General features: G+C 69.4%; 12 protein-coding genes and 1 pseudogene. 10 read left to right on the top strand and 3 right to left on the bottom strand.

Annotated elements, in window-relative coordinates:
- Window positions 1-9 precede the first annotated feature (9 nt).
- The 3 genes from ACQBAU_RS11580 (at window position 10) to ku (ending at window position 2,955) form a co-directional block, all read left to right on the top strand.
- Complete coding sequence (locus tag ACQBAU_RS11580; protein WP_434551065.1) at window positions 10-1,425, top strand: WS/DGAT/MGAT family O-acyltransferase; 1,416 nt, start codon at window positions 10-12, stop codon at window positions 1,423-1,425.
- Window positions 1,422-1,940 (top strand): DUF6912 family protein, encoded by a 519-nt coding sequence (locus ACQBAU_RS11575; RefSeq protein ID WP_465256499.1) that lies wholly within the window; start codon window positions 1,422-1,424, stop codon window positions 1,938-1,940. The genes ACQBAU_RS11580 and ACQBAU_RS11575 overlap by 4 nt, the downstream gene beginning before the upstream one ends.
- 91 nt (window positions 1,941-2,031) lie before the next feature.
- Window positions 2,032-2,955 carry a non-homologous end joining protein Ku gene (gene ku / locus ACQBAU_RS11570; RefSeq protein WP_434551063.1) on the top strand — a complete coding sequence of 308 codons (924 nt, stop codon included), beginning with the start codon at window positions 2,032-2,034 and terminating at the stop codon, window positions 2,953-2,955.
- 105 nt (window positions 2,956-3,060) lie between these two features.
- Here the strand turns inward: ku and ngcE are convergent, their stop codons facing one another.
- The gene (gene ngcE, locus ACQBAU_RS11565; RefSeq protein ID WP_434551062.1) at window positions 3,061-4,503 is read right to left on the bottom strand and encodes an N-acetylglucosamine/diacetylchitobiose ABC transporter substrate-binding protein; all 1,443 of its coding nucleotides are present in this window, start codon (window positions 4,501-4,503) and stop codon (window positions 3,061-3,063) included.
- A 351-nt stretch (window positions 4,504-4,854) separates the two neighbouring features.
- On the opposite strand from ngcE, the gene pruA reads away from it, so the two are divergent.
- On the top strand, window positions 4,855-6,477 hold the full coding sequence (pruA, locus tag ACQBAU_RS11560; protein ID WP_465256500.1) for an L-glutamate gamma-semialdehyde dehydrogenase: 1,623 nt from the start codon (window positions 4,855-4,857) through the stop codon (window positions 6,475-6,477).
- A gap of 96 nt (window positions 6,478-6,573) precedes the next feature.
- Here the strand turns inward: pruA and ACQBAU_RS11555 are convergent, their stop codons facing one another.
- On the bottom strand, window positions 6,574-7,893 hold the full coding sequence (locus ACQBAU_RS11555) for a Gfo/Idh/MocA family oxidoreductase (protein WP_434551060.1): 1,320 nt from the start codon (window positions 7,891-7,893) through the stop codon (window positions 6,574-6,576).
- Between the two features lie 290 nt (window positions 7,894-8,183).
- Here ACQBAU_RS11555 and rpsP point away from each other — a divergent pair.
- The 6 genes and pseudogenes from rpsP to ACQBAU_RS11525 all read left to right on the top strand — a co-directional run.
- Window positions 8,184-8,585 (top strand): annotated as a pseudogene (gene rpsP / locus ACQBAU_RS11550) (30S ribosomal protein S16); the annotation flags it as partial.
- 236 nt (window positions 8,586-8,821) lie between these two features.
- Entirely contained in the window at window positions 8,822-9,079 is a 258-nt protein-coding gene (locus ACQBAU_RS11545) for an RNA-binding protein (protein WP_434551059.1), read from the top strand.
- Between the two features lie 15 nt (window positions 9,080-9,094).
- Complete coding sequence (gene rimM / locus ACQBAU_RS11540) at window positions 9,095-9,637, top strand: ribosome maturation factor RimM (protein ID WP_465256501.1); 543 nt, start codon at window positions 9,095-9,097, stop codon at window positions 9,635-9,637.
- A 33-nt stretch (window positions 9,638-9,670) separates the two neighbouring features.
- Window positions 9,671-10,390, top strand: a complete 720-nt coding sequence (gene trmD / locus ACQBAU_RS11535; RefSeq protein WP_465256538.1) for a tRNA (guanosine(37)-N1)-methyltransferase TrmD — start codon at window positions 9,671-9,673, stop codon at window positions 10,388-10,390.
- Window positions 10,391-10,563: 173 nt separating this feature from the next.
- A complete protein-coding gene (locus ACQBAU_RS11530; RefSeq protein WP_434551057.1) occupies window positions 10,564-10,839 on the top strand; it encodes a helix-turn-helix domain-containing protein in 276 nt (91 codons plus the stop codon).
- 164 nt (window positions 10,840-11,003) lie between these two features.
- A complete protein-coding gene (locus ACQBAU_RS11525) occupies window positions 11,004-11,825 on the top strand; it encodes a type II toxin-antitoxin system HipA family toxin (RefSeq protein ID WP_434551056.1) in 822 nt (273 codons plus the stop codon).
- A 45-nt stretch (window positions 11,826-11,870) separates the two neighbouring features.
- Here the strand turns inward: ACQBAU_RS11525 and ACQBAU_RS11520 are convergent, their stop codons facing one another.
- Entirely contained in the window at window positions 11,871-12,626 is a 756-nt protein-coding gene (locus tag ACQBAU_RS11520; protein WP_465256502.1) for an IclR family transcriptional regulator, read from the bottom strand.
- Window positions 12,627-12,771: the final 145 nt, after the last annotated feature.

Raw genomic sequence — 12,771 nt, 5'->3', positions numbered from 1 at the left:
CGTTGGGCCATGGACCGCCTGTCGCGCAGTGAGGAGTCACTGCTGGCCCTGGATGCCACGAGGCATCCGGCCCACACCGGTGCCGTCCACGTCTTCGCCGGGGACGACCTGTTCGCCTACGAGGACCTGGTCGCGCTGGTGCAGGACAGGATCGCGTTCGTACCCCGCTACCGGCAGCGGGTCCGTGCCCTGCCGGGTGGTCTCGCCGCTCCCGTCTGGGTCGACGACGTGGCGTTCGACCTGACCTACCACCTCCGACGCTCCGCCCTGCCGCGACCCGGCACCCCCGAACAGCTCCGGGAGTTCCTGGGCCGGGTGATGTCACGCCGGCTGGACCGGAACCGGCCGCTGTGGGAGCTGTACCTGGTCGAAGGGCTCGCCGACAACCGGTTCGCGCTGGTCAGCAAGACCCACCTCGCGCTGGTCGACGGCGTCGACACCGTCGATCTGGGGCAGGTGCTGCTGGACGAGGATCCGGCCGCCCCGGTGGAACGTCCGGTCACCTGGGAGCCGAATCCCGAGCCGGGTGGGTTGGACCTGCTGGTGGCCGCCGCCTACGACGGCGTGCGTGATCCCGCCCGCGCGCTGGGTGGGTTGCGGCGTGGCGTGACCGGGGTGCTGGGCACCGCGGTCGCGGTCGGTGACGCCACCGGCGGACTCGGCGCCACCTTCGGCGACCTGGCCGCCTCGGCGCTGATGGGCACTGCTCCCGCCCAGGCGTCCCCCTTCATCGGGGCGGCGTCGGAGCAGCGGCGGTTCGCCGGGGTCCGGGCCCGGGTCGACGACCTGAAGGCGGTCCGCAGTCGGCTCGGCCACACCATCAACGACGTGGTGCTCGCGATCATCACCGGCGGCCTGCGCGGCTGGTTGCAGCATCGTGGCGAGAACATCGGCTCGGTGCTGGCATTGGTGCCGATGAGCGTGGTCGACGCCGACGACCAGCCGTCCTCGCTGGGCTGCCGGGTGGCACCGCACCTGACGGCCCTGCCGGTCGGGGAGTCGCGGCCGGCGATGCGGGTGCACCAGATCGCGATCGCCACCCAGGCCCACAAGGACACCGGGGTCGCGGTCGACGCCCGGACCCTGACCGACCTGGCCGGGTTCGCCCCGGCAACCCTGCACGCGCTGGGCGTGCGGGCCGGCTACGAGACCGTACGGCGTCGCTACGACCTGGTCGTGACCAACGTCCCCGGCCCGCGGAGCCCGGTCTACGCGGCCGGGGCGCAGTTGGAGGAGAGCTTCCCGGTGGTGCCACTGGGCCAGGGACACCTGATGGCGATCGGGGTGACCTCGTACGACGGCGGCGTCGGCATCGGCATCACCGGCGACCGCGACCGACTGTCCGACATCGACGTCCTCGCCCAGTGCATGGAGGAGTCGATCGAAGAGCTCGTCACCGACGCCCAGCGGGAGGCAACGCCATGACCCAACTCGGCACCGAGACCGTCTTCGTCCCGGTCTCGTGGCAACAGCTGCGCGAACTGGTCGATCACGGCGAGTTGAACGAGCCGTTGCCGGCCTACGGCGTCACCCCCGGCCTGGTGGCCTGGGGTGAGTTCGGCCCCGGTGACGGCGAGGACGCCCTGTTCGCCGCCCAGTCGGTCGCTGCGGTCGCGGCGCTGCGGCTGCCCGGCGGGTCTGCCGACGGATCGGAGGTGCCGCGCGTGGTGCTGGCCGTCCCCGCTGCCGGTTTCGTCGCCGACGCCGACGACACCCTCGGGACGGGGCGACTCCCCGGCCTGACCTGGCCCCATGTGGCATCGGTCTTCAGCGACCCGGCCGGGCTCGACCTGACAACCGCCAGGCAGGCTGCCGCCACCGCCGCCGATCTCGGGCAGGCCTGGGACGACCCGGTCGTGGCCGACCTGGTCGACGAACACGACCTCGGCTGGCACACCCCCGAGGAGGCCGTCCGCTGGTGCCGCGGGGACGACTCCTGAGCGGGGCCGTACGGCGGAAACCGGGCCGTGACCGAGGGGAGCGGGGTCGTACATCCGGACGCCGCTCCCGATGCCGTGCCAGACTGGGCCCATGGCACCACGATCTATCTGGAAAGGGGCCATCTCCTTCGGGCTGGTGACGATCCCGATCAAGCTGTTCACCGCCACCGAGGAGAAGGACATCAGCTTCCGACAGGTGCACCCCGCCGACGAGGGGCGCATCCGGTACAAGCGTGTCTGCGAGGTGTGCGGGGAGGAGATCCCGTACGGCGAGATCGGCAAGGCCTACGAACTCCCCGACGGCCGGATGGTGATCCTGGAGTCCGAGGACTTCCAGGCGGTGCCGCTGCCGACGGCGCGGGAGGTCGAGGTCGTCTCGTTCGTCCCCGTCGACCAGGTGGACCCCACCTACTTCGACAAGACGTACTTCCTGGCCGCGGACGGTCCGGGCAACAAGCCGTACGTGCTGTTGCGTGATGCGCTGGTCTCGACCGGACAGGCAGCCCTGGTGAAGGTCGCACTGCGGCAGAAGGAGTCGCTGGCGCTGATCCGTCCCGTCGACGGGGTGCTGCGGATGCACACCATGATGTGGCCCGACGAGGTACGGGAGGGGTCGTTCGCAGAACCCCCCAGCGACGTCACGGTGTCGGACGCGGAGGTGGCGATGGCGACCAACTTCATCGACGCCCTGGCCGGCGACTTCGAACCGGAGAACTACTCCGACGCCTACCGGCTCGCGCTGGAGGAGGTCATCGAGTCCAAGCTCGCCGGCCTGCCAGCCCGCGAGGAGGACGAGGACGAACCGGAGCAGGCCGAGGTGGTCGACCTGGTGGCAGCCCTGCGGGCCTCGGTCGACGCAGCCAAGAAGCGGCGCGCCGAGGCAGCCGGCAGGGCCGGGGGTGACGACGGCTCCGAGCAGGCCGACGACGCACCGAAGAAGAAGGCGGCTGCCAAGAAGACCGCCGCCAAGAAGTCCACGGCCAAGAAGACCACCGCCAGGAAGAAGGCCAGCTGACCTCCCGCCCGGGCGCCCTGGCCGCGACCCGGGACGCAACGAGCCCCGACCGGTGGAGATCCACCTGCCGGGGCTCGGCTGCGTCACCCGCCGAACTGACCTGGGTCAGTCGAGCGTACGGGTGTACTTCTTGATGTTGGGATCGGCGGCGACCTTGTCGGCCTCGGCCTGAATGGTGTCGATGTACTCCTTGGCCTTGATGGTGCCCGAGGCCAGCAGGCCGGTCTTGTCGGTCACCAGCTTCGAGAAGTCGGAGTAGTACGAGCTGTACTTGCGAGGCGGCAGGATGTCCTCGCCGGCGGCCTCGATGCTGTCCAGCACGCTCTGCAGACCCGACGGCACGTCGGTCAGCTCGTCGTAGTACCCGCGCAGCGAGGTCAGCGACTTGGTGTTGGTGGTCCAGATCGCCGATGCCTCCTTGCCCCACATGAACCGCAGGAACTCCAGGCCGAACTGCACGTTCTTGGCCTGCTCCGGCACGAAGACCGAGTTGCCGGGGTAGGCGGCCAGCGCCTCGAACGGCAGCTTGTCCGACGAGCTGAGGCTCGGCGTGCTCTGCATCTTGATCTTGCTCTCCGGCTTGATGCTGTCGGCCGACTCGTTCTCCAGCCAGCTGCCGACCGGGATGAAGGCGGCCTTGCCCTGGGCCCACAGGGTCTGCGACTCAGTGTGGCTCAGGCCCTCGCTGCCCGGCAGGAAGTACCCCTTGCTGCGGAGCTCCTCGATGGCCTCGGCGGCCGCCACCATGCCCGGTGCACGCCACGCGTTCGGCTCGAGGTTGTCGATCGCCAGGATGGACTCGATGCCGTCGGCCTTGGCCGCCATCACCGACATCGGGGTGAAGATGTAGCCCGGGTACTTGCCGGTGTAGGTCCACGGTGCGATCCCGGTGCCCTTGATCTCCTCGCAGAGGGCGATCATGGCGTCCCAGGTCTTCGGGTACTCCCAGCCGTTCTCCTCGAACACGGCGCTGGAGTACCACAGGCCGTACGAGGTGAACGTGGTCGGCGCGATCATCAGCCGGCCGTCGCTGAGCAGGTTGGCGGCCTCCATGGTGCCCGGCAGCAGGGAGTCGGTGACGGTGCCACCGCCGTCGAAGGCCGGGGCCTTGTAGAACTCGGTCAGGTCGAAGACCTGGTTCTGCTCGGCGAGCACCGGCACCTTGATGCCGGCCGGCATGATCAGGTCCGGCGGATCGTTCTGGATGAACCGCGGCTGGATCGTGACGTTCATGTCCTTGTGGGCCGACATCTCGATCTCGATGCCGCCGTGGTTGGTCTTGAACGCCGCGATGGTGTCCTCCATCCACTTCGTTCCCCAGCCCTGGTCGGGGATGACGACCTCGCCGGCCCCCTCCTCGGCCAGGCCGAACGGGTTCGCCGCGTCGTCGAAGTTGTACTGGACACCCTCGCCACCTTCGCCGCCGCCCTGGGTGCCGGGGCCGGCGCCGCCACCGGCACATGAGGCCAGTGCACCGGCGCCGATCACGGCACCGGCAGCCACACCGGCGCCACGCAGGAAGGCGCGCCTGTTGAGTCCTGAGGTCATGTAGAGCCCCACTTTCGGATGGTCGTCGTTGACGTCCCGCCGGACACACATACGGCGGAACTTCGGTTTCAATTGCGACATTGTTGCCCTGTCCTCCATGAAGATGTCAAGCACGTGATCGTGGCGCGAGCCAAGTTGTTACCGTTGTTGCAGCCTTCGGAACCGCTGCTCCCCCTCGGCACGCCGTCCCACGCTCATCCGGGGGTGGGCGTCGCCGGTCGGGCGTACGAAAGGGCGACTGAGCGACACCGGCGACGAATGCGTCCAGCTGTGTCGCTGTGGCGCCCCTTTTCACGAAGCGGCGGGGTGCGAACCGGGCCCGTCGTCGGCGGCGGGGGTTAGTCTCAGGACGTGGACGCGATCACATCCGTACCGATCCCGGCCAACGAGCCGGTGAAGACCTATGCGCCGGACACTCCGGAGCAGCGACAGCTCGCCGCGCGGGTCGCCGAGCTCGCCGACGGGGGCCCGCTCGAGCTCACCGCGGCGATCGGCGGCGTCCGCCGACCCGGGGGTGGTGAGCCGTTCGACGTGGTGATGCCGTCGGACCACCACCACGTGCTGGGGCAGGCCCGGGGTGCGACCGGCGCCGACACCCGCGCGGCAATCGCGGCGGCGATGGAGGTCGCCCCGGCGTGGGCACGGCTCGACTTCGACTCCCGGGCCGCGATCTTCCTGCGTGCCGCGGACCTGCTCGCGGGGCCGTGGCGGGACACCCTCAACGCCGCAACGATGCTGGGGCAGGGCAAGACGTGCCAGCAGGCCGAGATCGACTCGGCGTGCGAACTGATCGACTTCTGGCGGTTCAACGTCGCCTTCGCCCGACAGCTCCACGCCAACCAGCCCGCCAGCTCGGGAGGGGTGTGGAACCGCACCGACTACCGGCCGCTGGAGGGCTTCGTCTACGCGGTCACCCCGTTCAACTTCACCGCGATCGCCGGCAACCTGCCGACCGCCCCGGCGTTGATGGGCAACGTCGTGCTGTGGAAGCCGAGCCCCACCCAGCAGGTGGCGGCCCACCTGACCATGGAGTTGCTCACCGAGGCCGGCCTGCCACCGGGGGTGATCAACATGTTGCCGGGCGACGGTGTGGCGGTCTCGGAGGTCGCACTGGCCCACCCCGACCTGGCGGGGATCCACTTCACCGGGTCCACCCAGACGTTCCGTGCGTTGTGGCGCGGCGTGGCCGACCACCTGGACCGGTTCCGCAGCTACCCGCGGATCGTGGGGGAGACCGGCGGCAAGGACTTCGTGGTCGCCCACGCCAGTGCCGAGCCCGATGTCGTCCGGACCGCACTGATCCGTGGCGCCTTCGAGTACAGCGGTCAGAAGTGCTCCGCGGCGTCGCGGGCGTACGTGTCGCGGAGCGTGTGGGACCGAATCGTCGACGACCTGGTCGAGCAGACAGAGGCCCTCCCGGTCGGAGACGTGCGAGATTTCAGCAACTTCACCTCCGCGGTGATCGATCGTCGGGCCTGGACCAAGAACCGGGACGCCATCGAACGCGCGCGGAGCAGCGCCACCGTCATCGCCGGCGGCAGTTGCGACGACACCCGGGGGTACTACGTCCGGCCGACCATCGTCACCTCCGACGACCCCGGCCATGACGTCTTCCGGACCGAGTACTTCGGCCCGATCCTGGGGGTGCACGTCTTCGACGACGCGGACTGGTCACGGATCCTGACCGAGGTGGACCAGGGGACCGGGTACGGGCTGACCGGGGCGGTGCTGGCCACCGATCGGGCCGCGATCGACCAGGCCGCTGCGGCGTTGCGGCAGGCGGCCGGCAACTTCTACGTCAACGACAAGCCGACCGGGGCGGTGGTCGGGCAGCAACCGTTCGGTGGCGCCCGCAACTCCGGCACCAACGACAAGGCCGGGTCGATCTGGAACCTGATCAGGTGGGTCAGTCCGCGTTCGATGAAGGAGACCTTCGTCCCGGCCACCGAGCACGGCTATCCGCACATGGGTTGACGGGTCGTCACGAGAGCATGTGCCGGGTCGTCACGGGAGCATGTGACGGGTCGTCACGGGAGCATGTGACGGGTCGTCACGGGAGTGGTTGACCGGTCAGGGGCGCCGGTCGGCTCCCAGCTCGATGGTGATCATCTCGCCGGTCTCGGCCGACCGCCACAGCGCCTCGCCGGTGGCGACGGCCAGGGCACCCTCCCGGGCGTCGGCGACCAGGCCGAGTTCGCGCGAGCGCTCGGTGACACCACGGAACAGGTCGATCCTCATCGACGGATCGGCGCCGCCGTGGCCACCGTCGCCGGTGTCGGCGGGGATCTCCCGCGGTTCGCCGAACAGGGGTCGTACGGTGAGGGTGCCGCTGCCGGGGAGGGGCACTCCGGCGACGTGGCCGTCGAGTGACTCGATCATGCCGTGGGTGCCGTTGATCGCGATCCGGGATCCCTCCCAGGGGGAGGAGAAGTTGATCAGGTACGAGGCCGCCGCGCCGGAGGCGTACCCGATCACGCTGGTCAGCGTGTCCTCGATGTCGATCTCCTCGTCGAACACCGACCAGTCGGACCCTGCCGGGTACTGATGTGTGTACGGCAGGTCCCGCAGCCCGCGCCGACGGCCCCCGCCGGTCAGGATCGCCTTCCGGGACACCATGTCCTGCCAGTACGGATCGACCTGCTGGGCCGCGTCCCCGGACAGCGGGCGGCCGTCCTCGCCCCGCGGTCGGTACGGCCCGTCCGGCCCGTAGAACCACCGCCCACCGACCGAGCCGACCCGGACCGGCTCGTCGTCGAGCAGCCACGCCAACAGGTCGAGGTGGTGGGTCGACTTGTGCAGCGACAGGCCGCCCGACAGGGCTCGCTCCCGGTTCCACCGCATGAAGTAGCTGGCGCCGTGTGAGGTGTCCACGTGGTACTCCAGCAGCACCTGGACCGGCCGGCCGATCACCCCGGAGCGGAGCAGTTCCTTCAACTGCACGTGGCGGGGCAGGTAGCGGAAGTTGTGCGTCACCCGCAGGGTCGCGGAGCTGCGGGCCTGGGCGGCGAGCACGGCCTCGGCGTCAGCGGTCGTGGTGACCATCGGCTTCTCGGCGATCACGTCGATCCCGGCGTCGAGGGCCCCGATGATCAGTTCGGCGTGGGTGTGGTCGGGGGAGGCGACGATGACCGCATCGGGCGAGGTGGCGGCCAGCATGGCGGCCAGGTCGTCGAACCGCGGGATCGGTGGGTGACCGGACGGCAGGCAGGTCCGGTTGAACTCCTCGACCCGGGTGGCGTCCGGCTCGACGATGCCCACCAGGTCGGCGACGTCGGAGAAGTCCTCGGTCGCCTGCGTGCCATCGGCATCGGGGGAGCCGAGGAGGGGGAGGGCGAACGCCCCGACCCCGCGGTTGGACAGGCCGCACAGGCCGTAACGTCGGATGGGCACAGTGATCCCTCTCGATTCTGGCTGGGGTCCGGGCCGACCCGGATTCCGCCCTGCAAGGCTATCGCAACGTTGCCGCAACTCGTGATGGGTGGGCGGTTCGGACTGTCCGGACCTTCGGGTTGGCCCATCCGGGCCGTTCTGGCAGAATGTTGAGGTCTCCGTGTCGATGGTGCCCTCTCATCACCGTCACACGGATCCAGCGAACCTGGTCCGGTAACCCCACGCCGGACGACCGTTCATCCGCAAGCCCGCCCGCCGGCGGGTGACATCCAACAGGAGAACCCACACACGTGGCTGTCAAGATTCGTCTGAAGCGCATCGGCAAGATCCGCACCCCGCACTACCGAGTCGTCGTCATGGACTCCCGCAAGAAGCGGGACGGCCGGGCGATCGAGGAGATCGGTCAGTACCACCCCAAGAACGACCCCTCGATCATCGAGGTGGACGGTGAGCGGGTGCAGTACTGGTTGGGCGTCGGCGCCCAGCCGACCGAGGCCGTCGTCGCGCTGCTGAAGCGCACCGGTGACTGGCAGAAGCACAGCGGCGACTCCTCGCCGTCGGGGATCGACGAGCAGCCGGCCAAGGCCGACAAGCTTGCGCGGTTCAACGCCGCCCTCGCCGAGATCGGTGAGGAGCCGGCCGGCGATGCGATCGCCAAGAAGGGCGACAAGAAGGCCGACGACAAGTCCGAGGACAAGAAGGCCGACGACAAGAAGGCCGACGACAAGAAGGCCGACGACAAGAAGGCCGACGACAAGAAGGCCGAGGACAAGAAGGCCGACGACAAGAAGGCCGACGACAAGAAGGCCGACGACAAGAAGGCCGACGACAAGAAGGCCGACGACAAGTCCGACGACACGAAGTCCGACGAGAAGGCCCAAGACTCGTCGGCCGACGACGACAAGGCCGCCGAGAAGGCTGAGGCCTGATGCTCGGCGAGGCGCTGGAGCACCTGGTTCGCGGCATCGTCGCGAACCCCGACGACGTCCAGGTCAAGGACAAGGACCTGCGTCGCGGCCGGATGCTCGAGGTGCGGGTGCACCCCAGCGACGTCGGCAAGGTCATCGGACGTCAGGGCCGTACGGCCACCGCACTGCGGACGGTGGTCGGCGCCCTCGCCGGACGGGAGCAGGTCCGGGTCGACTTCGTCGACGTCGACCAGCCGCGCCAGCGCAACCGTCACTGAGTCGTCACCGACACGATGGGACGTACCGTCGAGGTCGTCGTGGGGGTCGTCGGCCGGGCGCACGGGATCCGAGGTGAACTCGGGATCGACGTCCGGACCGACGAGCCGGAGGTACGGTTCCGCGCCGGCACCCGGCTGCACGCCGAAGGTGAGCCCCATCGCTCCTGGCAGATTGCCGGGTCACGCTGGCACGGTGAGAAGCTGCTGGTCCGGCTGACCGAGGTGTCGGACCGGACCGGCGCCGAGGCGCTGCGTGGGGTCCGGTTGGCCACGTCGGTGCCGGCCGGCGCCTCACCCGAGGACGAGGACGCCTACTACGACCACCAGCTGGTCGGCCTGCGCGTGCTCGACCACGACCGCCGAGGTGTCGGCCGGATCACCGAGGTGCAGCACGGTCGCGGCCAGGACCTGTTGGTGATCGAGCTCGACGACGCCGACCCGGCGGCCGAGCCCAGGTTGGTGCCGTTCGTCGCCGCCCTGGTGCCCGCGGTCGACCTGGCCGCCGGCACCGTACAGCTGGCCGACCTGCCCGGGTTGCTCGCCGATCAGGAGGAGTGAGCGGTGCAGCTGGACCCACCGACCGGAGGTCGACTGCTGATCGACGTGGTCACGATCTTTCCCGACTACCTGGCTCCGCTGCAGCTGTCGCTGGTCGGCAAGGCCGTCGCCTCCGGACTGGTCGGGCTGAACGTCCACGACCTCCGCGACTGGACCCACGACCGCCACCGCACCGTCGACGACACCCCGTACGGCGGCGGTGCCGGGATGGTGATGAAACCCGAACCGTGGGGTGAAGCGCTGGACTCGCTGCTGGCCTCCGACACCGACCCCGTGCTGTTGGTGCCGACCCCGTCGGGGGAGCGATTCGACCAGGCGATGGCGTACGACCTCGCCACGGAACAGCACCTGGTGTTCGCCTGCGGTCGGTACGAGGGCATCGACGCCCGCGTGGTGGAGCACTACGCCGAGCGGGTCCGGGTCCGGGAGTTCACGTTGGGTGACTACGTCCTCAACGGTGGTGAGGTCGCGGTGCTGGCCGCGGTCGAGGCGGTGGTGCGGCTGCTGCCCGGTGTGCTCGGCAACCCGGAGTCACTGACCGAGGAGTCACACGCGGCGGGTACCGACCACCTGCTGGAGTACCCCGTCTACACCAAGCCGCCGAGCTGGCGGGGCCTTGACGTCCCCGAGGTGCTGTTCTCCGGGCACCACGCCAGGATCGCGGAGTGGCGCCGGGACCAGTCGCGACGCCGTACGGCCGAACGTCGCCCCGATCTGCTGCCACCCGACCTGTTGCCACCCGACCAGCCCTGAATTCCTCCTCCGCGGAGACCGGCGGCACGCCGACGGGGCGTTCGGAGAGGTGAACTGACGCTTGATCCCTCTCCACGTGCCCACTCGATGACGCCGACCACGACCATCGGGAGCACCGACTACGTTAAGCGAGTCACGTACACTGATGATGATTTCGTAGTCGGGAGGTGGTCATGGCTCGCTATCAGGGGCGGGTGTCCGGGCCTGAGTCGCTGGGCCGGTTCCTGCAGCAGGCGCGCGTGCTGTCCGGCCTCACGCAGCGCGACATGGCCGAGCTGCTGGGAACCAGCCAACGGTACGTCTGGGAGATGGAGGCAGGGAAGCCGTCGATCTTCACCGAGCGACTGTTTGCGATGATGCGCGCCAGCGGCATGTCTCTGTCTGCGTCGATCGAGCCGGTCAGCCACGATCAGGCAGAGACCGACGATGGTGGTGGCGACCGTGGGTGATCTGGTCGTCGAGCTGTTCGGGCACCCGGTCGGACGCCTCGTGGGTGACTGGCGAAGCTTCGACTTCGTGACCGACGAGGACGCGGTCGATCGCCATGGCCTCGACAGCACGGTGCTGTCGGTGGCGGTGCCGTACCGCGCAAGTGGCCGACCTGCTGCGACGAGTGCAGCAAGAACCGTTGGGCAACCGGCCCGTCGACGGAAAGACGTCGTTGGCCGGTGTTCAGGACAAGATCGTCCTCGCCCGCGGGAACGGCACGTGGCTGCGCGTCTTCGACGGCTACCCGTCGACCCACATCCTGAAGCCCACGCAGGCCGATCGGCCGACCATGATCCACGATGAGGAGTACGGACTCAGGCTTGCCCGCTCGGCCGGAGTCAGCACCTTCGCCAGCTGGGTCGAGGAGTTCGACGGCGTAGAGGCCCTGGTCATCGAGCGCTACGACCGTCGTGGTTGCCGGCGCCTGCACCAGGAGGACCTGGCCCAGGCCCTGGGGATCGGGGGCAACGAGAAGTACCAGCGCGTCGGCGGCCGGGCAAGCTTCGCCCGGATCGCCTCGGTGCTGACCGAGCACGCCGACCGCGACTCCCTCGAACGATTGGCGCGCATGGTGACCTACGCGGTGGCGATCGGCAACCTGGACCTCCACGCGAAGAACCTCTCCCTGCTCCATGCCGCGGATGGTGCGATCACGCTGGCCCCCGGATACGACCTGGTGCCGATGGTGCACCAGCCCGAGGACGGTGAGCTCGCGCTCGCGGTGAACGGCACCTATCGCCACGCCTCGATCACTCGCCAAGACCTTGTGGAGGAGGTCCGGTCGTGGGGCGTGCGTTCGTCTTCGACACTCGTCGACCTGACACTCCAGCAGGTCCGGGTGTGCGTCGGGAGTGAAGTCCCACCACCGCGGGCCCATCCGGGGCTGGCCTCGGTGATCGCCCGGTTCGTCGACAACCTGCTCGCCGGACGTGCGGTCGGCTCCTGAAGCCGTACCGTACCCTCGGATCGATGGCGCGTCCGTCGTCGAGGCTCAGCGGGGGACGGCCTGCAGCGCGCGGACCAGAGCCTCGGCCTGCTCGTGCATCTCGGCGCCGCGGTGGGCCATCTCGTCGGGTTCGAGCCGGGACGACGGGGCGCTGACGCTGATCGCCATCGGGGCCGCCAACCCCGGCAGCAGGATCGCCACGCAGCGCCCGTCCGGCTGGTTCTCGCAGTCGTCGAAGCCACAGCCCCGCTCGACCACCTTGGCCAACTCCGCGCGGAACGCCTCGGCGGTGGTGATCGTGTTCTCGGTCACCGCCGGCAGGGGCCGGGCGAGCATGGCCTCGAGGTGGTCCTCGTCCATCGTGGTGGCCAGCACCTTGCCCATCGCGGTCGAGTGCACCGGGGCCCGGTCGCCCCGGCTCGCGGCGAGCCTCACCGGCTGGGCCGACTCCACGACCTCGACGTGCACGACGTCTTCGCCGGCGAGCACCCCGAAGTTCACCGTCTCGCCGAAGTGGTCGCGCAGCTGCACCAGGTGCGGCAGTGCGGTCTCCCGCAGCCGCTCGAGGTATTCGTCGTGCATCGGCTGGAAGGCGGGCCCCAACTGATAGGTGTCCCCGGTGCGCAGCACGTACCGGCGTCCCTCGAGGGCGGCCAGGTAACGCAGGGTCGAGCTCTTGGGCAGCTCGATCAGGTCGGCGATCTGGGTCAACGTCAGCGGAGCCGTCGCCACGCGCAGGGTGTCGAGCAGGTCGCAGACCCGGTCGACCGCTCGGATCGGATACGCCGTCGTGTTCTCCATGCCATTCCCGTCGCTCGGGCTGATTTCGGGACAGCTGTCCCCAGCACTGGAAGCCTATCGCCTCGACCGGGGCCTTGTGGGCTTGACGACGTGATCGTCCGGCACCACAATGAAAAAATCATCCCGAACACCGGAACCAAGGAGA

It is taken from the genome of Carbonicoccus niuqiaonis, assembly GCF_050157065.1.
Classification (GTDB): domain Bacteria; phylum Actinomycetota; class Actinomycetes; order Propionibacteriales; family Propionibacteriaceae; genus Avipropionibacterium.
The sequence above is the reverse complement of the archived record's forward strand: the minus strand, read 5'-3'. Positions and strand labels throughout refer to the sequence as shown.

Excerpts from the sequence above, each read along its gene's own strand:
- ACQBAU_RS11580 (WP_434551065.1), top strand. The coding sequence starts at position 10 with ATGGACCGCCTGTCGCGCAGTGAGGAGTCACTGCTGGCCCTGGATGCC.
- ACQBAU_RS11530 (WP_434551057.1), top strand. The coding sequence starts at position 10,564 with ATGGCTCGCTATCAGGGGCGGGTGTCCGGGCCTGAGTCGCTGGGCCGG.
- ngcE (WP_434551062.1), bottom strand. The coding sequence starts at position 4,503 with ATGACCTCAGGACTCAACAGGCGCGCCTTCCTGCGTGGCGCCGGTGTG.
- ACQBAU_RS11520 (WP_465256502.1), bottom strand. The coding sequence starts at position 12,626 with ATGGAGAACACGACGGCGTATCCGATCCGAGCGGTCGACCGGGTCTGC.
- ACQBAU_RS11545 (WP_434551059.1), top strand. The coding sequence starts at position 8,822 with ATGCTCGGCGAGGCGCTGGAGCACCTGGTTCGCGGCATCGTCGCGAAC.
- ku (WP_434551063.1), top strand. The coding sequence starts at position 2,032 with ATGGCACCACGATCTATCTGGAAAGGGGCCATCTCCTTCGGGCTGGTG.
- ACQBAU_RS11575 (WP_465256499.1), top strand. The coding sequence starts at position 1,422 with ATGACCCAACTCGGCACCGAGACCGTCTTCGTCCCGGTCTCGTGGCAA.
- rimM (WP_465256501.1), top strand. The coding sequence starts at position 9,095 with ATGGGACGTACCGTCGAGGTCGTCGTGGGGGTCGTCGGCCGGGCGCAC.